Origin of the sequence: Couchioplanes caeruleus (assembly GCF_003751945.1) — a bacterium.
GTDB classification, from domain to species: Bacteria; Actinomycetota; Actinomycetes; order Mycobacteriales; family Micromonosporaceae; genus Actinoplanes; species Actinoplanes caeruleus.
The window spans coordinates 192,215-209,918 of record NZ_RJKL01000001.1; the positions used below are offsets into that span (position 1 = coordinate 192,215).

General features: G+C 73.7%; 16 protein-coding genes and 1 pseudogene. 6 read left to right on the forward strand and 11 right to left on the reverse strand.

The features are described 5' to 3' along the window. Positions 1–34: 34 nt before the first annotated feature. The 3 genes from EDD30_RS00905 to EDD30_RS00915 are packed head-to-tail and all read right to left on the reverse strand — an operon-like array spanning position 35 to position 3,884. Positions 35–595: a hypothetical protein gene (locus EDD30_RS00905; RefSeq protein WP_071803432.1), complete on the reverse strand. Its 561-nt coding sequence runs from the start codon at positions 593–595 to the stop codon at positions 35–37. Next, entirely contained in the window at positions 592–2,436 is a 1,845-nt protein-coding gene (locus EDD30_RS00910) for a dynamin family protein (protein WP_071803433.1), read from the reverse strand. The genes EDD30_RS00905 and EDD30_RS00910 overlap by 4 nt, the downstream gene beginning before the upstream one ends. Beyond that, entirely contained in the window at positions 2,433–3,884 is a 1,452-nt protein-coding gene (locus EDD30_RS00915; protein ID WP_244945055.1) for a dynamin family protein, read from the reverse strand. The genes EDD30_RS00910 and EDD30_RS00915 overlap by 4 nt, the downstream gene beginning before the upstream one ends. 278 nt (positions 3,885–4,162) lie before the next feature. Here EDD30_RS00915 and EDD30_RS41325 point away from each other — a divergent pair, with 278 nt between their 5' ends. The 4 genes from EDD30_RS41325 (at position 4,163) to EDD30_RS00935 (ending at position 8,454) form a co-directional block, all read left to right on the forward strand. Continuing rightward, positions 4,163–6,751: a LuxR C-terminal-related transcriptional regulator gene (locus EDD30_RS41325; RefSeq protein ID WP_280526116.1), complete on the forward strand. Its 2,589-nt coding sequence runs from the start codon at positions 4,163–4,165 to the stop codon at positions 6,749–6,751. Next, entirely contained in the window at positions 6,748–7,296 is a 549-nt protein-coding gene (locus EDD30_RS00925; protein ID WP_071803436.1) for a LuxR family transcriptional regulator, read from the forward strand. The genes EDD30_RS41325 and EDD30_RS00925 overlap by 4 nt, the downstream gene beginning before the upstream one ends. A gap of 272 nt (positions 7,297–7,568) precedes the next feature. Beyond that, the gene (locus EDD30_RS00930) at positions 7,569–7,898 is read left to right on the forward strand and encodes a hypothetical protein (protein WP_071803437.1); all 330 of its coding nucleotides are present in this window, start codon (positions 7,569–7,571) and stop codon (positions 7,896–7,898) included. 229 nt (positions 7,899–8,127) lie between these two features. After that, on the forward strand, positions 8,128–8,454 hold the full coding sequence (locus EDD30_RS00935; protein WP_071803438.1) for a hypothetical protein: 327 nt from the start codon (positions 8,128–8,130) through the stop codon (positions 8,452–8,454). 73 nt (positions 8,455–8,527) lie between these two features. Here EDD30_RS00935 and EDD30_RS00940 read toward each other — a convergent pair whose 3' ends face one another. Then, entirely contained in the window at positions 8,528–9,187 is a 660-nt protein-coding gene (locus EDD30_RS00940; protein WP_071803439.1) for a response regulator, read from the reverse strand. Beyond that, positions 9,184–10,380 carry a sensor histidine kinase gene (locus EDD30_RS00945; RefSeq protein WP_143162550.1) on the reverse strand — a complete coding sequence of 399 codons (1,197 nt, stop codon included), beginning with the start codon at positions 10,378–10,380 and terminating at the stop codon, positions 9,184–9,186. Before EDD30_RS00945 ends, EDD30_RS00940 begins: the two co-directional genes overlap by 4 nt. Before the next feature lie 117 nt (positions 10,381–10,497). Here EDD30_RS00945 and EDD30_RS00950 point away from each other — a divergent pair, with 117 nt between their 5' ends. Next, positions 10,498–11,193, forward strand: a complete 696-nt coding sequence (locus tag EDD30_RS00950; protein ID WP_071803441.1) for a GAP family protein — start codon at positions 10,498–10,500, stop codon at positions 11,191–11,193. Between the two features lie 12 nt (positions 11,194–11,205). Here EDD30_RS00950 and EDD30_RS00955 read toward each other — a convergent pair whose 3' ends face one another. Beyond that, complete coding sequence (locus EDD30_RS00955) at positions 11,206–11,508, reverse strand: DUF4158 domain-containing protein (protein WP_071803442.1); 303 nt, start codon at positions 11,506–11,508, stop codon at positions 11,206–11,208. Between the two features lie 72 nt (positions 11,509–11,580). Beyond that, positions 11,581–12,165 carry a TetR/AcrR family transcriptional regulator gene (locus EDD30_RS00960; protein WP_071803443.1) on the reverse strand — a complete coding sequence of 195 codons (585 nt, stop codon included), beginning with the start codon at positions 12,163–12,165 and terminating at the stop codon, positions 11,581–11,583. A 110-nt stretch (positions 12,166–12,275) separates the two neighbouring features. Between EDD30_RS00960 and EDD30_RS00965 the strand changes: the two genes are divergently transcribed. After that, the gene (locus EDD30_RS00965; protein ID WP_071803444.1) at positions 12,276–13,463 is read left to right on the forward strand and encodes a macrolide family glycosyltransferase; all 1,188 of its coding nucleotides are present in this window, start codon (positions 12,276–12,278) and stop codon (positions 13,461–13,463) included. 216 nt (positions 13,464–13,679) lie between these two features. Here EDD30_RS00965 and mraY read toward each other — a convergent pair whose 3' ends face one another. The 4 genes and pseudogenes from mraY to EDD30_RS00990 all read right to left on the reverse strand — a co-directional run. Next, positions 13,680–14,783 (reverse strand): phospho-N-acetylmuramoyl-pentapeptide-transferase, encoded by a 1,104-nt coding sequence (mraY, locus tag EDD30_RS00975; protein WP_071803445.1) that lies wholly within the window; start codon positions 14,781–14,783, stop codon positions 13,680–13,682. Between the two features lie 28 nt (positions 14,784–14,811). Continuing rightward, the gene (locus EDD30_RS00980; RefSeq protein ID WP_071803446.1) at positions 14,812–15,435 is read right to left on the reverse strand and encodes a DinB family protein; all 624 of its coding nucleotides are present in this window, start codon (positions 15,433–15,435) and stop codon (positions 14,812–14,814) included. A 182-nt stretch (positions 15,436–15,617) separates the two neighbouring features. After that, positions 15,618–16,466 carry a lysophospholipid acyltransferase family protein gene (locus tag EDD30_RS00985; protein WP_071803447.1) on the reverse strand — a complete coding sequence of 283 codons (849 nt, stop codon included), beginning with the start codon at positions 16,464–16,466 and terminating at the stop codon, positions 15,618–15,620. Between the two features lie 346 nt (positions 16,467–16,812). After that, positions 16,813–17,100: pseudogene (locus tag EDD30_RS00990) on the reverse strand (hypothetical protein); the annotation flags it as partial. Positions 17,101–17,704 lie beyond the last annotated feature (604 nt).

Below are 17,704 nucleotides of genomic sequence, written 5' to 3' on the forward strand. Positions count from 1 at the left end.
TGTCACCTTCCCGGCCCGCGCGGGTACCGCTGTCTCAGCCGTTCACCGCCCACCAGCGGGCCAGCGCCGCGGTGGCCGGGTCCTCGGAGCCGGCCAGGGCCGCCCACGGGTCCGCACCGGGTGGCAGCTCCTCGGCCGCGTACGCGGCCAGCTCCTGCGGGCTCACCGGCTCGGTCGCGGCCGCAGCCGCGTCGACCAGGCCCAGGCTGCCGGTGTCGATCCACGGGAACCCGTCGACCGGTTCCGGCAGTGGCCCCACGTCGACGACCGGCGGAAACGCGCTGACCGGCTCGCCCGCGGGACCGGCCGCGTCGGGGTCGGCGCCGACCGGGCCCAGCCCGTGCGCGTCGGCCGTCTCCGCGGACGCCGGCTGCGGCTGGTCGGGGGCGGTGCCCGGGGCGTCCTGGTGCTCCCACCCGGCATCGTGGCCCTCGTCCACCTGCGGGGTGATGTCGCCGTACCCCTGGTGATCCTCGAAGTCGTCGTGCCACCGGTCCGCGTCCGCGACCGGTGTGTCGTGCGGGACCGGATCATGGTGGCCGGCGTCGTCGTGGCCCGGGTCGGGAAAGTCCGGCCAGCCGTACTCGTCGCTCATGCGTTCTCCTGACCGATGGGTGCGGACGCGGGCGCCAGGGCACGCGCGCGGGTGAGGACCTCGTCGACCTGCGCGAGTCGGCCGCGGACCTGCTGCAGCTCCGCGGTGGCCCGCGAGCGCCGCCGGGCGCGCCCCGCGGCGTCCTCGGCGGCCGCCGCGTCGAGCTCGGCGATGTGGGCGTCGAGTTCGCGCAGCCGGCGCTCGACGGCGTCGTCGACGGCGACGCTCAGCGCGTACTGCAGGTCGGTGAACCGGTGGGAGATCTCGTCCTGCAGGGCGGCGCGGGCCTCGGCCAGCACGTCGCGCAGCCAGGCCCGGGCCTGCTGCCGGTCGGTCTGCACCCGCCGGCGGTACAGCACGTACCCGCCGGCCGCCAGCCCCAGGCCCAGCCCGGCGACGGGGACCAGCAGCCCGCCGGCGACCGCGCCGCCGGCGCCCAGCACCGAGGCGCCGAACATCGCCCCACGACCGGCCATGAACGCGATGCCACCGGCGGACAGCGCGACCAGCAGGCTGTCGCCGGAACCGTCGCGGGGCGGCCCCGCCGCCAGGGTGTGCCGCAGCGTCGCGTTGAGCCGGTCCAGCATCCCGGCCAGCTCCTCGTCGTCGAAGACCTGCGCCAGCACCCGCTCGCCGACCTGGCGGAACGTCGCCCGCAGATCCTCCGAGAGCCGTACGGCCACCGCCTGCAACTCGGCGTCCACCCGGTCCGGCAGCGCGGCCAGCGCGCCGCCGCGCAGCGTGTCGATGCGCGCCGCGACGTCCTGCTGCAACGTGGCCACGCGGGTCCGCAGCAGGCCCACCACCTCGACCCGGGCCCGCTGCGTCTCGGTGCTCAGCAGCAGCGCCCACTGCCGCTGCTCGGTGCGCTTGCGGGCGGCCAGCGCGCCGCGCTCCTCGCGGACCCGCGCGGTCTCGCCCGGGTCCGCCTCGGCCGCGCGCACCCGCGCCTCGGCGGCCTGCTCCAGGCGGACCAGCTCGGCGCGGGCGGCCCGCAACACGTTGGCGAGCTGGAGCTGGTGACCCCGGCCGGCGAGCTCCACCAGAGCGTGCTGCAGCGCGGCGATGTGCGAGGCCTCGACCAGCGCGGCCTGCTCGCCGGCCGGGACGCCCAGGGCCACCTCGGCCAGGCGCGCCGACACCGGGAACCAGGGCGCGTCGGCGAACCGCGGCGCCCGCGCGCGCAACAGCACCCGGTTGTCGTCGGCGATGCGCCGCCAGCCCGGGAACGCGTCGACCTTGGTCAGCGCGAACACCACCGTGTCCACGCGCTCGCTGGCGGCGACGAGGAAGTCGAGCTCCGGCTGCGACAGCGGCGCGGACGCGTCGGCGACGAACAGCAGCGCGGTCGCCCGCTCCACCGCGTCCAGCGCGACGGCGGTGTGCGCGGGATCGAGGCCACCGACGCCCGGGGTGTCGAGCAGGCTCACGTACTGCAGCAGCGGCGCCGGATGCGTCACCTCGATGCGCCGCGGCGCGCGGGGACCACCGCGGCCGGTGGCCCAGTCACCCAGCTCCCGCAGCTCCAGGTCGACGGGCTCGCCCAGGCCCGGCACGTACGCGACCGCGCCGGCCGTGGCACCGGGGGAGAAGTGCAGGTAGGCGGCGGTGGCGACGGCGGCGTCGACCGGCGACAGGCCCGGCACCCCCAGCAACGCGTTGATCAGCGAGCTCTTGCCGCGTTTGGTCTCGCCGACCAGGACGATCGACGGGCGCGTCAGCCGGCGGCGGCGCAGCTCGGCCAGCTCGGCACCGGCGTCGGCGTCGGCGGCGCGCACGGCGGCGAGCGCGTCCGACACGGCCGAGTCGAGGGCCTGGGCCAGGTCGCGGGGTGCCGTCACGAGCCGGCCTCCTGAGCGCTGTGCTCCCGGGCCGTCTCACGGATCGACTGGGCCAGCAGGTGGAAGCCGCGGTGGGCGACCTGGGCGACCCGGGCCTGGGCCGGGCCCGCACCGGCCACCGCGTACACCCGCCACCGGCCGGCCGCCTCGACCGCGGCCGCCGCCAGCTCGTCGGCACCGGCGTGCGGCAGGCACAGCACGGTACGCGCGTCCTCGCAGGTGGCCAGCCGGGTCAGCTCCTGCTCCCAGGCCACCGGCAGCTCCACCCGGCCCGTCGCCACCCGCTGCGCCACCTCCAGCAACCGCAGCCGGTGATACGCCGGCTCGCGCAGCAATCGCTCGGTCGCGTCCCGCAGCGCCTCGCAGTCGCGGCGCTCGCTCGTGTGCCCGGCGATCCGCTCCAGCCGCGACAGCGCCCACCCGGCCTTGATCGCGTCGGCGCGCCACCGCAACGACCGGTCCAGCGTGTGCCGCAGCCGGGGGAAGCCGGAGGCCAGCACGAGGCGGCGTACCAGCTCGCCCGTGCCCAACTGCGGCTGCGCGGCGAGCTGCGCCAGGGCGAAGCCGACGCCGTACAGGTCGAGCAGCCCCAGCAGCCGCTCCCGGCGCTCCGGGCCGACCGGCGCGGGCCGGCTGCGGAACAGGTCCACCGAGGCGAGCAGCACCCGCAGCTCGTCCGCCGGCAGCGCGGCCAGCTCCTTCAGGGCGGCGCAGTCACCCGCAGTGAGCCGGCCCGCCTCCCCGGTCTCGGCGAGCAACCCCACCACCGGCACAACCTGCGACACCGTACGGGCCAGCAAGCCGGCCTGCTGCTCGGCGAGGGGACCGGCGACCGGCCACGGGTCCGCCGCCCCGCCCACCAGCGTGTCGACCTTGCCGAACACGCCCAGCGCGTTGATCGGGCTGCTCGCCAGCCGCGCCGACGCCGCCCGGAACGCCTCCAGCGCCCGCACGTCGTCGGCGCGGACCGCCTGCGTGAACACGTAGACGACCGCCTCCGCGGCGGCGATCTCCGATGCCGAATCGGCGTCGATGGCGGCGTCGAACGGCGCGGCGGTGGCGCCCAGCTCGGCCGCGGCCCGCGCCGACACCACCGTGTCGGCCGAGGCCAGGCCCGGCGTGTCCACCACGGTCAGGTCGCGCAACTTCTCACTGGTCAACGTCACATCCACGTACGCGACCCGCCCGGCGCCCATCCCGAGGCGCTGCGGGATCATGCCGTCGTCGTCGAGCGGCAGGCTCGCGCGGCTGCCGTCGCGGCCGACCACGTCGACCCGGTCGGCCGTGCCGTAGCGGAACCGGGTGACCACCCGGGTGCACTCGCCGACGGCCGTCGGGGCGACCCGGCGCCCGATCAACGCGTTGACGAGTGTCGACTTTCCGGCTTTCAACCGCCCGGCGATCGCGACCCGTAACGGCTCGGCGAGCCGGTCACGAACGTGTCGCACCTGGCCAGCGGCCTCCGGGCCCACCGTGGCAACAACCTCGTCACACAAGGTAGCCACGCGGGCGGAGAGCGGGCCCACGGTCATGACTCGTCAGCCGAGCACACATTCGGCGAGAATGTGCTGACCGCGGCCGTCGACGCAGACAAGGCGAGTGACCTTCCCCTCCCGGGCAGGGCGGATCGCCTGCCGCAGCACACACTACGGATGCGCGAACACGCGCGGATCCCGAGTTCGTGCCAACGGACGCTGCCGGGGGGCGCAGCGGGATGGGGGTGTGGGTGTCACAGCAGGACCTGGCCGGTCTCGCCGCCGCCCACCTGCGCCGCCCCGGCCTCGTCGTGCTCACCGGCGTACCCGGCGCCGGCCGCAGCACCCTGCTGCGCCGCGTCGCGCAGGCCGCGGCCGGCCCGGTCCACGCCGGCGGCGGCCTGGCGATGCTCGCCGGCGTGCCCGCGCTCGCCCTGTCCCGCGCGGTCAAGGCCCGCCTGCCCGCCCACGACGTGCCGCTGCTGGCCGAGGCGGTCCGCTCCCGCGTGCGCACCGGGCTGCTCGTCCTCGACGACCTGCAGTACGCCGACCCCGCCACCCTCGCCGCCCTGCCCCACCTCGCCACCCGGATCCGGGTCGTCGCCGCCCTGCGCACCCCGCACCGCATCCCCGAGGCGACGGTGGCCGCGCTGCGCGGCGCCGCCACGGCCTGGCTCGACATCGCCCCGCTGGACCCGCCCGCCGCCGCCGACCTGGTCCGGCGCACCGCGGGACACCTCGACGGGGCCGCCGTGGCCGCGGTCGTCGCCCGCGCCGGCGGCAACCCCCTGGCGATCACCGCCCTCGCCCGCGCGGCCGGCGCCGGCCGCGGCACCCCGGACACCGACATCGACCAGGTCGCGTACGCGATCGCCACGGCCCTGGCCGACCTGCCCCGCGCCGCCCGCACCGCGCTGGCCGCCCTCGGCCTGCTCGGACGCCCCGCCCCGCCGGCACTGCTCGGCGCCGGCGCGCAGGCGCTGCACGAGGCCGGGCTCGTCCACGACACCGGCGACGGCATCGTGGCGGTGTCGGCGTACGTCGCCGAGATCGCCGCCGGCCTGCTCGACGCCGACGCCCGCACCGAGCTGCACCGCGCCCTGGCCACCGCCGTACCCGACGCGGAAGCGGCCCGGCATCTCGCCGCCGCCGGAGACCATCCGCAGGCCTACCGCAAGGCCCTCGCCGCCGCCGACCACACCACCGGCGGCGACCGCGCCGACCTGCTTCTGTTCGCCTGCGCCTGCCCCGGTGTCACCGTCACCGCCCGGGTCCGCGTCGCCGCGGCCGACGCGCTGCTCGCCGCCGGACGCCCGCACGCCGCGGCCGCCGTGCTGGCCACCCCGGGCCCGCTCGGCGTCGAGGCCGACGTCCTGCGCGGCGAGGCGCTCCTGCAGGCGGGCGACCCCGTCGCGGCCCGGGCGGCCGTCGCCCCCGTACCCGACGCGGCCGCCGCCACCGTCGTCGCGGCCCGCGACCGGGTCCTGCTCCTTGCGGACCTGGCCTGCGATCCGGTGACCGCCGCCGACACCGCGGAGAAGATCATCGCCCGCCACCCGACGCCACCACCCGGCGTGGCGGCGGCCCTGGCCGCGGTCCGCGCCGCCCACCGCACGCCCGGCTGGGAACGGGAACTGGCCGCGGCGGCGTCGGCCGCGACCGACCCGCTCACCGCCCGGTGGAGCGCCTGGCTGCTGGTCGGCCATCTGATCGCCGACGGGCGCCTCGCCGACGCGGCCCGCTCGGCCCGGTCGGCGGCCGCGGCCTGCGGGGCCGCGCTGGCGTACAGCTGGCAGACCCGCTTCCTGGCCGTCGCGGGATGGGCCGAGGTCCTGCAGGGCCACACCCTCCCGCCCTCCGCTGCCGACCTTGTCGCGACGGCCCCGACGTCGGTGGCGGACGACGTCGTCCGCAAGGGCGCGGACCTCGCCGACCGGGCACTGCCACCCGACGCCCGGGCCTACGCCCTCGCGGCGACCGCGCTGGTCGAGGCCGACACCGGGCTCCTCGCCGCCGCCCGGGCCCGGCTCGCCACCCCGCAGGAGCATCCCGCCACCGCCTGGGTGGCCCGGGAGGCCGCCTGGCTCGACGGGCAACCGGAACGGGCGGCGGCACCCGCCGAGGCCTGCACCGCGGGACTGCTCACCGGCCTGCAGCACATCACCTCCCGCTGGGCCGCGTACGACACGGGCGGCCGGTCTCGAACCCCCGCCGGAGACGCCGCACCCGCCATCCCGGCCGGACTGCCCGACGCCGCCCGCCGCACCCTGACCGCCTGGGCCACCGGCACCGGATTCACGGCCGCCGCCCAGGCGTGGGCCGGGACCGCCCGGCGCGAACAGATCCGCTGCCTGCTCGCCGCCGGCCTGCAGGAAGCCGACCCGGACCGCGCGGTCGCCGCCCTGCTCGAGGCCGAACACCTCGCCGACGAGGCGGGCCTGGTCGTCCTCGCCGGCCGCGCCCGCCGCGGCCTACGCCGCCACCGCGTGCACCGCGACACCCGCAGCCCCCGTTCCGGCACCAACCTCACCCGCCGGGAGCTGGACGTGCTGCACCTCGTGGCGGCCGGCGAACCGACCCGGCGCATCGCGGGCCAGCTCGGCATCGCGGCCGAGACGGTCGACACCCACATCCGCGCGGGGATGCGCAAGCTGGGGGCCCGCACGCGTACGGAAGCGGCAGCACTGGCACTGACCCAGCTCGAATCCGGCCGCTTTCACCCCCCGCCCGCCGGGCGCGACCATCCCGGCTCGCCCGACCGTTCCCCGCCGCCTGAACGCGGTGCTCCGCGTGACCGATCCGATCGATCCGATCGATCCGACCGTGAGGATGGCCGGTGAGCCGACAACCTGACGCCCTCCGCCACGTCGTCGCCTCCAGCGCCGACGCCGACACCGTGGTGCGCCGCCTCCTGCGCGACGGCTGGACCGTCCGCGAGGGATACGCCCTGCCCAGCTCCACCTGGGACGTCACCCTCGAACGTCTCGTGCTGTACGGGCGCATCGGCGACCGGGACACCCTCAAGCTCGCCGTCCTGGCCGCGGCGCGCGGCGCCGGCATCGTCGCCGTCTGCGACGCCGACAGCGCCCTGGGCCGCGCGCTGATCGACGACCTGAGCCGCCTCGGCCCGGTCCAGCTCGGTCCCGGCAACCAGACGGCGTCCCCCGCGGACGCCGGCGACGCCCTGGCCGAGCTCATCCCCGAACAGCGCGCCCTGCTCGACCGTCTCGCCGCCGGCGACACCATCGCGGCGGCGGCGGCAGCGGAGTTCCTGTCCCTGCGTACGGCGAACCGCCGCATCGCCGAAGCCCGCGCCCTGTTCGGCGTCCGCACCACCCGAGAGGCCGTCCTGGCGTACCTGCGCCAGCGCCGCGCGGCCGACTGAAAGCCGCCCGTACGGCAGGGCCACCCCTGTCGATAAGATCCGCATCGATGAAGGTGCTGATCTCCGCCGACCCGGAAGGGATCTCGGGGGTCGATCGTGACGGAAAGTACTGGGGGAGGCAATGTTCCCCCGTGCCATCACTGGATAGGGCGCTGTCCGTCCGCGCTGCGCGCGAGTACCGTGGCCGCTCACGATGCTGTCAGTCCCGTGCCGGCAGCATCGTCCTCTGCGCGGAGGATGCCGTGCGGGTCGGCGCAGGTACCGTAAGCGCCATGAACCTGGAGGAGCTGGCCCGGCGGGTCGCCGCGCTGGAGGAAGAGGTCGGTGTGCTGCGCCAGGAGGCGGCCGCGGCCCGCGCTCTCGCGGCCGGCGCCGACCGTGACGTCGCGGATTACCGGGCCGAGCTGCGCGGGCACACCCGTGTGCTGTCCGCGTTGCGGGAGACCCAGCTCGACCAGGGACAGGCGATCACCGGACTTGGTGAGAAGGTCGATCAGCTGACCGCGACGGTCGGGCATCTACGCGACCAGCACGGCGCGAGCCTGACCGAGATCGTGGGACTGCTCGGCCAGCTGATCGACCGCGAGGGCGGACAACAGTAGCCCCCGCCCGTAGGCCCTGGCGGCCGCCGCGCCATGGGGCCGGCCGGGCGGCGAGTTGGCAAGAACAATCGGTGACCATGACGTCCTACGAACCGGACGACGGCTTCCGCGCCGCACTCACGCAGCATGTCGTAGGCGATACGCCGCAAGATGGCCACCACCCGAGCCACGTCGGCCACGACGTTGTACCGCCGGGGCCAGTCCGACTCGGGACGCAGGTTGACCACCGATGGGTAGGGTTCCCGGTCCCGGTGTTCCAGCCAGTCCCGAACGCACCCGCCACCGCCTCACCCAACTACTCGCCACCTCCGCGGCGCACTGGCTGAGCGACTCGCCGGCGTCGATGCCGACGGGCGACGCGACGCACTGGGGAGGCCGGGCACTCGCGTTGGCCCGCCGGATCGGCGACCTCGAAACCGAGATGCACGCGCTCGTCAACGTCGGATCCTGCCGACTGCAACAAGGCGATCGGGCCGGCGCATCCCAGATGGAACAGGCCCACGCCGCCGCCGGCGCCGCCAACAAGATCAAAGATCTGTGGTGCTGGGCCAGCTAGACAAGCGTGGGGCCGTGTAGGCGGCGGACCCTTCGCGGCAGGCCACCTGCACCTGCGGGCTGGTCGTGCGAGGTCAGGCTATGCCCGCCTCCTTGGCAAGGATCGCGGCCTGCACCCGGGAGGTGCAGCTGAGCTTGGCCAGGACCCGGGATACGTGCGTCTTCGCGGTTGCCTCGGTGATCGCGAAGGTCGCCGCCAGGTCCGCGTTGGACAGGCCGCGGCCCAGCGCTGCCAGCACGTCCCGTTCGCGGGCGGTCAGGCTGTCGAGTGACGGATGCGGGCGTGGCGGCGCCGGCGTCGGCTCGGCGGCGGCGAAGACGACGAGCAGTCGGCGGGTCACCTCCGGCGCGAGGACGCCGTCGCCGACTGCGACCCGGCGCACGGCGTCCACCAGGGCGGCCGGTTCCACCGATTTCAGCAGGAAGCCCGCCGCGCCTGCGCGTAGCGCATCGAAGAGATATTCGTCGATGTCGAACGTCGTAAGGATCAGTACGTCGGCCGCGCCGGTCGCGGTGATTGCGCGGGTCGCGGTGATGCCGTCGGTGCCGGGCATGCGGATGTCCATGAGCACCACGTCCGGGCGCAGCGCGGCGGCCTGGCGGATCGCGATCGCGCCGTCGGCGGCCTCGCCTACCACGGCGATGTCGGCGGCCTGTTCCAGCATCAGGCGCAGCCCGGCGCGGATTGCGGCGTGGTCGTCGGCGAGCAGGACGCGGATCTGGGGTTGCGTCACGGGCGTTCCCGGGGATGCAGGGGCAGCGTCGCGTGGACCCGCCAGCGGTCGCCGTCCCGGCTCGCCATCAGTTCGCCGCCCAGCAGCGTGGCCCGCTCGCGCATTGATGTCAGGCCCGTGCCCGCGCTCAGCGCGTGATGGCCGAGATCGTCCGAGCGGGTCAGGGTGTTGACAACCGTCACCGTCACCCGGTCGCCGGCCTCGCGTACGTCGAGGCGTACCTCCGAGGCCGGCGCGTGTTTGCGCGCGTTGATCAATGCCTCCCGGACGATCCGATAGGCGGCGTGCGCCACCAGCACCGGAATCCGCGGAATCTCCCGGGTGTGCACGTCGACCCGCAACCCGCTGGCCACGGCCGCCTCGACGAGGTCGGGCACCCGGTCCAGGCCGCCGGGCATCGTGGGGTCCTTCTCTGTGGCGTCCTCGGCCCGCAACAGCAGGATCATCGACCGCATCTCCTCCAGGGCGGCCAGGCTGCTGGTGCGGGCCTCGCGCAGCGCCGCCCGGTCGCGTTCGGTCTCGGGCGGCAGCGCCAGGACGGCGCCGGAGTGGATCGCAGTCGTGGACAGGTGGGCGCCGATGACGTCGTGCAGGTCTCGTGCCATCGCCGCGCGCTCGGCGAGGACGGCCTCGTGCGCCGTCCGCTCGGCGGTGAGCGCGCCCAGCGAACGCTGCTGGCGCATGTTCGCCGCCCACCACAGCGGCACGAACAGCAACGTGGTCAGCTGCAGGCTGATGAACACGGCGATGCGGAACTGGCCCGCGGCGAGGCCACCCACGACGCTTGCCGTGCCGATGGCGACGAACACCGCGGTCGTCACCGCAGCCCGAGCGCGGGCGGAGGCGAACAGGCCGACCGACAGCAGCAGGTCGAACATGACCAGAACGAGAGCGATGCTGCCGCCGAGCGCCACGTCCGCGCCGGCCGCGACGGTGGCAGCGCCGAGCGCGAGCATCGGGTGTCGGCGCTTGCCGAGCATGGCCAGGCAGCCGGCGGTCAGAAAGACGGTGTGCCACCAGCCCGGAACGCCGGCGAGGCTACCGGCCTGGGTCGAGGACCAGACATCGATCAGGCCGACGAGGTTGAACGCCAGGCCGACGGCGAACGTGCCGGCCGCGGTCATCACGTCCTGGAACCGGGTGCTGCTCCGCCAGTGCCCGACGAGCCGGTGTCGCACCTGTGCCGTTCCCACGGGCCTATCCCATCATGGGCCGCACCGAACGGCGTCCGTCGAAGGTTGTACGCGCCCGGAGACCGGACATCCTTCGGCCGACGCGACGCTCGGCCGACGCGCCGCAGAGTCTGCGGTATGGAATTCGCGCTCTTGGGTTCGCTGGCGGTCCTTGCACTGATCGACTCCACCAGCTTCGGGACCTTGCTGATCCCTGCCTGGCTGCTGATGCATCCCGGCCGGGTCCGGGCCGCGCGCATGCTGGTCTTCCTCGGCACGGTCGCCGCCTTCTACTTCGCGGTCGGGGTGGCCGTCGCGCTGGGCGCGGACGCTTTCCTGCCGCAGATCAGCCGCCTGCTCGACACCCGGCCGGTGCTGTGGGCGCAACTCGTCGTCGGGGTCGCACTGTTCTTCTGGAGCTTCCGACTGGAGCGCAAGAACAAGACGACGGCCGGCAGCGGCCGGCTGCTCAGTTGGCGGGATCGCGCCCTGGCGGACGGCGGCGGCGTCGCGGCCCTCGCCGGGCTGGCGCTCACGGCGGGCGCCGCCGAGGTGACGACTATGCTGCCCTACCTCGCCGCGATCGGGATGGTCACCACGGCGGCGCTGCCCGCAGCGCACATCGCGCTGGTGATGGCCGGCTACTGCCTGGTGATGATCATCCCGGCGTTGGTGCTGCTGGTCGCTCGCTTGGCCGCCGGGCAGCACGTCATCCCGCTGCTGACCCGGCTGAGTGACTGGATGGTCCGCAGCAACGCCGTGGCGTGGATCGTAGGCATAGTCGGATTCCTGCTCGCCCGGGACGCCGCTTTCCGCCTGGACCTCTTCTCCTGAATCAGGATCAGGTCAGGAGCGGTTCGTCGACCGGCACAGGATGTCCGAGATGTGGATCGTTAGGGTCAGAGTCGGCGTTCTCGATGGCTGCGGGGGCGGCGTCAGGTTGCGGCGGTGGTCCTCACGACGGTGTGGCGCGCCGGCGCGCACTTCCTGACCAGCCCCGATGACTGGCCCGACCTGCTGCCCGTCCGAGCGCACCTGCCCACTCGCCCACCCGATCTCCTCCGGCTGCGGCGTGTAGAACACGTGCAACTCCCGAGCCGACAAGAACCGCTTGAATCTCGGATACGCGGTCCGCTCGATCGACGTCACGCCACATCACGCCCCACACCCGTAGAGATCAACCCGTACGGATCGAGGAACTCATGGACGAGCGGTCAGGTCTCATGGGGCGAGCGCGGCCAGGGCCAGTTCCACGAGGCTGTCGGCGTAGTCGTCGGTGAGCGGCCCGGTGCGCAACAACCACCGGTGGTAGATCGGACCGAAGAGGAGTTCGACCGCCTGGTCGAGGTCGACCTCGGCGCGCACCTGCCCGGCGTGCTGGCCGGCGCGCAGACGGTCCTTCACCGCGTCGAGCTGGGGCCGCAGGAGCCGGTCGCGGGCCTGCTCGGCGAGCGCGTCGTCCGCCAGCGTCTCGATGGTCAGCGCGCGGGTGGTCGCGGACAACTGGCTGTCGGCGAACTCCGCAACAGTGCTCCGCACGACCGCGCGCAGGTCGGTGCGGAGGTCGCCGGTGTCGGGCAGCGCGACGGGCCCGGCGGCCGTGACCGCCTCCACGAGCGCGTCCAGGATCACCGCGCCTTTGCCGCGCCACCACCGGTAGATGGTCTGTTTGCCCACGCCGGCGCGTGCGGCGATCGCCTCGACGGTCAGGTCGGCGTATCCGGTTTCCGGCAACAGGCCGAGGGCGGCGTCGAGGACGGCCCTGCGCGCACGCTCGTTGCGACGGCCGGGATCGGGAGTGGGCATCCGGGCACCTTACCGCAGACGAGACGAACCGTCTCGTCTTGACACGGTGGAAGCGTCGGAGGCACTCTAACGAGACGAACCGTCTCGTCTCGCTTTCGTGAAGGAGAACCATGGCCCACATCGCGATGGTCAGCATCCCGGCACACGGGCACGTCAACCCCAGCCTGGACGTCGTGCACACGCTCGTGGCACGAGGCCACCGGGTCACCTACGCCAACGCCGCCTCGTTCGGCGACGTCATCGCCCGTACGGGAGCCGAACTCAAGCCGTACCGTTCCACCCTGCCCAGCACCGACAAGATGTGGCCCGAGGACCCGATCGAGCAGCTAACGCTGTTCCTCGACGACGCGGTCGCCATGCTCCCGCAGCTCCGCGCCGCGTACGCCGACGACCGACCGGACCTGTTCCTCTACGACATCGCCGGCGCCCCGGCCCGGCTCCTCGGCGAACAGTGGGACATCCCCGCCGTCCAGCTCTCGCCCACCTTCGTCGCCTGGGACGGATACGAGCAGGAGATGGCACCGGTCGTCGACGCCATCCGCGCCGACCCACGCGGCGCGGACTACTACCGGCGATTCGCCGGCTGGCTCGCGGCCAACGGATCATCCACCACGGACAGCGTCGCCTTCCAGGGCCGGCCGCCCCGCTGCCTCGCCCTGGTGCCCCGCGCCCTGCAGCCACACGCGGACCGGGTCGACCCCGCCGTCTACAGCTTCGTCGGCCCCGCCCTAGGCGACCGCCGCGACCAGGGCGGCTGGACCCGCCCCGCAACTGCCGACAAGGTGCTGCTCGTGTCCCTCGGATCGGCCAACACCCGCCACCCCGACTTCTACCGCCGCTGTATCACCGCCTTCGGCACACTCCCCGGCTGGCACACAGTCCTGCAGATCGGCCGGCACGTCGACGCCGCCGAGCTCGGCACCCTCCCGGCCCGCGTCGAAGCGCACAACTGGATTCCCCAGCTCGCGGTCCTGCAGCAGGCGGACGCGTTCCTCACCCACGCCGGGATGGGCGGCAGCAGCGAGGGACTGTACTGCGGCACCCCCATGATCGCCGCACCCCAGGCCACCGACCAGTTCGCCAACGCCGACCAACTCGCCGCACTCGGCGTGGCCCGCATCGTCGATCCAGCGACCGTGACCCCCGACGAGCTACGCCGAGCGTTGCTGCACCTCACGTCCGACACGACCGTGACGACCCGCTGCGCCGCCATCCAGCGCCAGGTGCGTGAGCAAGGCAGCGCAGCGCACGCGGCCGACTTGATCGAGGCCGAACTGGCCGAAGCCGTCATGCGGTAACCGACGCAGCGCTCCGACGACGGATTGACCTTCACTGTGTTCGCGGCCATCGCCAAGTCCCACGTCAGCAGATCGTCGAAGGAACCCGTGAGGGCCTCGACGCCGCCCGCGCCCGAGGGCGCGGGCGCGTGGGCGGCCGCCCACGCGCCCTGACCATCGATCAGGCGGACGCAGGGAATCTGACTGAATGGCACGACCCAGGCGTGTCGCGTGGCCCTATCCGGCGGCCGCCAGGAAGTCCGAGTAGAACAGGCCCAGACCAGCCGCCACGCAGACACCCGCCACGGTCCAGAACCGGACCACGATGTTGACCTCGCTCCACCCGGCCAGTTCGAAGTGGTGGTGCAGCGGCACCATCCGGAAGACACGTTTACCAGTGGTCTGGAACGAGACGATCTGGATCACCCAGGTCACGGTGATGATGAAGAACAGACCGCCGATCAGGATCGAGAGCAGCGTGGTGCGGGTTGCCACCGCGAGCCCGCCGATCAGGGCGCCGAGCCCGAGCGAGCCCACGTCGCCCATGAAGATCCGCGCCGGGGACGTGTTCCACCACAGGAAGCCCACGCAGGCAGCAGCGGCCGCCGCCGCGATCATGGCGATCTCGAGGGGATCCCGGACCTGGTAGCAGTAGTCGTTCGCACGGGCGTACGTTTCGTCGGCACACCAGTGCCGGTATTGCCAGTACCCGATCAGCGCGTACGCGCCGAGCACCAGGGTCGACGCGCCGGTGGCCAGGCCGTCGAGGCCGTCGGTGAGGTTCACGCCGTTCGACATCGCCGTGATCACGAAGACGAACACGATCACCGAGCCGACCTTGCCGACGTTCCACCAGCTGATGTCCCGGATGAACGAGATGTGCTCGCTGGCCACCGTCTGGCCGTTGGTGCTGGCCACGTAGAGGGCGGCGATGCCGAACCCGGTGCCGATGATCGCCTGGCCGAGCAGCTTGCCCTTGGCGGACAAGCCGTCGGAGTTGCGCTTGCGGACCTTGAGGAAGTCGTCGACGAAGCCGACCGCGCCGCAGAAGACGAAGAGGCCGAGCAGGACGAGGGCCGTCATGGTCGGCTTCTCCTGCGCGATCTGCCGCTCGGGCAGCGTGGTCAGCGCCAGGTGCCCGGCGACGTAGGCCAAGAGGGTCGCCACGATGAACACGACGCCACCCATCGCAGGGGTGCCCTTCTTGCCCTGGTTCGAGGCGAGCCCGAGGGAGCGGATCGGCTGTCCGGCCTTGAGCGCGGTAAAGACCCGGATCGCCACCGGCGTGCCGAACAGGGAGATGATGAACGCGACGGCGGCCGCGACGATGACCGCCCTCACGGGCGAGCCTCCACGAGATCGGGAACTCTCACAACGCGGGCCCCACCGTTCGATGAGTGTCGGATAGCTCGGCATGTTGCGAGCCGCCGGCCGCTTCCTGTGCAGCCCGCTCGATCGTCGCCCAGTGCGCCTCGCGGGCCTCCGTGTCGACCTGTTCCTCGTACTCAGCCATCACCCCGGTCCGGCCATCGACCTGCTCACGCAGGATGTCGGCGTGCCCGGCATGCCGGGCGGTCTCCTGAAGAACGTGGACCATGATGGTGAACAGATTGACGTCGGGCCGCGACCACCATGGCACGTGGCCAGGCGCGTCAATGGGAAGCTCGTTGATCGTCGCGCCCGCATGTACCCAGGCACGCTGATAGAAGTCGATGATCTGTTCGCGGCTCTCGGTCGGGATCACCCACAGGTCGCTGCCATCCGCGTCCTGCCATCGCCGCAGCGGCTCCGGGAACGGGCGGCCGAAGACCTCACCGAAATACCAGGCCTCCACTGTCGCCAAGTGCTTCACCAGGCCAAGGAGATTCGTTCCCGTCGTCGTCAGAGGACGCCGGACGTCGTACTCGGACAGGCCATCGAGCTTCCATACCAGTGCCCGACGTGTCGACCTGAGTTGGCCGTGCAAGTAGTCCTTCACGAGATCATCGATCACGGGACACGAGCTTGCCATCCGACGACAAGCAGAGCAGCCCCGGCGCCCGGGTCGGATTGTCAGCCAGGCTCGACGAGAGGCGGGGCCGCGCAGCCCGCCGCACCACTGCGGGCCCCAGGATCAGCTTCCGCGTCTCACACCGGCCCGGCGGGGCGGCCCTCCCGGCCGTTGTCGGCGGCGCCCTACCATCCCGGCGAGTCGTCGCGTTCGGGCGTGTCCTGCCGTACCGGTGTGCCGTGCCCGCTGCGTCGTTGCGGCCCGGGGGAGACCCCCGCCGGGCGCCGCCGGACCCGGGCCATGTCGGCCGGACGGGTGTGGTCCACGATGCTCGGCATCTCAGGCTCATCCACCCGCAGCGGCATCAAGGTGTCCGTGATCGCCTGCATGATGCGATCCGTGGCCCGCATCGCCTGCGCCCCCGCGGAACCCGTCAGGCCCGACAGATCCACCGGCTCACCGAAACGAACCTGCACCACCGGCCGGCGCCGCATCGCCCTCAGCACCGACCGCACCACATCCTTCGGCGCCGTATACGGCAGCACCGCATGCGATCCCCACTGCGCCACCGGGATGACGTCCGCGCCGGACAACGCCGCCATCCGGGCCACACCGGTCTTGCCGCGCTCGGGCCACATCCACGGGTCCAGGCCGATGCGGCCCTCCGGATACACGAGCACCACCGACCCGGCCCGCAGCGCGGCGGCGGCGTTCGGCAGCGCCTCGGCGACCTGCGCGGTATGCCGGTCGACCCGCAGATGCCCGGACGCGCGCATGGCCCACCCGGCGACCGGCGCATCGAACAACCCGCCGGTCGCCATGAACCGCGGCGCCACCCCCGCAATGCTGCATGCGGCGGTCAGGATGATCGGATCCACCGGGCTGACATGGTTGGCCGCCAGGATCAACGGTCCGTGCCGCAACCCGGCCGGCACCTGCCCGGAGACCCGCAACCGGCAGATCAGCGGCACGAGCACCCGCGAGAACCGCAGAAGCACCCGCCACAGCACCGGCACCCGCCATGACGCATCCATCAGGCCGCCATGATCGCACGCCCCCTCCGTCGCCGCGGCCGCCCCTGGCCCCCAAGCCCGCCCCGCCCTGCCCCGGCCCGCGCCCGGGACGTGCCGCGTCCGGCCCAGGACTGGTACGCGCCCGTGCCCGGCCGCCGTCCGCCAAGCCGGCCGACGGCCCCGCGCTCACGTCCGAGCCCAGGCCCGCGCCGCCCGGGCGTAGTCCGGCACCCCAGGGCTATCAGTAGCCCCACGCTCGAGCCCGACGCTCACACCGCGGTCCCGCTCGGCAGCGACGGCGGCAGCTCAACGACACCCCCCGGGTAGCGGCTGGGCTCGGGCGCATCCCACGACGTCTCGGCAGCGCTCAACCGGCTTCGCCCAGCTCCTGCAACCGTGCCTCGATCTCCGCCAACTCCGCCCGTAACCGCTGCGCCTGCTGCTCCGCCTGGGCGCGCTCGGCGGCCATGATCTGCTCCACCGCCTCCTGCACCCCGGGCACGTCGACCAGCGACGCCATCCGCAGCGCCTCGGCGGGGCGGATGATGTAGGGCTTCGCCAGCGCCTTCGACCCCTGGTTGGCCGCCACCGTCCACTCGCCCTCGGCGTAGGCGAGCGTGACGGTCAGCTCCGGCAACGGCTTCGGCCGCGCCGCCCGGCCGGACGACTTGCGAGGCGCTGGAGCGGTCCCCGAAGCCCGCCGTTCGCCGGCGGCTGCCGAGGCCGCCCCGGACGCCGACGCGGCAGCACCCGGAGAGGATCCCGAGGACGCCGCCGACCCGGACGGCGGCGCCTCAGCGCCTGGGGAGGATCCCGACGTCGCAGCTTGCGCAGAGAGAGCCGAGGACGCCGAGCCGGAAGCATGCGAGCTCGCCCGCCCGTTCGTCACACCACCACTGGGCCGCGCCGACTCCGCGCCGTTTCCCGATCGCGGCTCTGACACCCGACCCGCGCCGCGGGAAACCCCGGAAGCCAGGGGAGCACCGGAGGCATCCGACGCGCGGGAGGCGCCGGGCCGACCACCCCGGGCGGGAACCACCGGCTTGTCGATGACGAACTCCGGCTCCGGTCGACTCGGCGGCGCCGGCGGTGGGGGAGCCGCCTTCCTCGCCGTCGCGCCCTTCGGCGCCACCCGTAGGTCGGCGGGCGCGAACGGCAGCTCGTCGCGGCCGAAGCGCACCACCACCCACTCGTCCGACTCCGCCGGATCGGTCAGTGCCACCACCTGGCCGAGCTGGCCCGCGATCTGACCCGCGGAC

Coding starts and splice junctions, on each gene's coding strand:
- EDD30_RS00905 (WP_071803432.1), bottom strand. CDS start 595: ATGAGCGACGAGTACGGCTGGCCGGACTTTCCCGACCCGGGCCACGAC.
- EDD30_RS00930 (WP_071803437.1), top strand. CDS start 7,569: ATGAACCTGGAGGAGCTGGCCCGGCGGGTCGCCGCGCTGGAGGAAGAG.
- EDD30_RS00935 (WP_071803438.1), top strand. CDS start 8,128: ATGGGTAGGGTTCCCGGTCCCGGTGTTCCAGCCAGTCCCGAACGCACC.
- EDD30_RS00950 (WP_071803441.1), top strand. CDS start 10,498: ATGGAATTCGCGCTCTTGGGTTCGCTGGCGGTCCTTGCACTGATCGAC.
- EDD30_RS00960 (WP_071803443.1), bottom strand. CDS start 12,165: ATGCCCACTCCCGATCCCGGCCGTCGCAACGAGCGTGCGCGCAGGGCC.
- EDD30_RS00965 (WP_071803444.1), top strand. CDS start 12,276: ATGGCCCACATCGCGATGGTCAGCATCCCGGCACACGGGCACGTCAAC.
- EDD30_RS00985 (WP_071803447.1), bottom strand. CDS start 16,466: ATGGATGCGTCATGGCGGGTGCCGGTGCTGTGGCGGGTGCTTCTGCGG.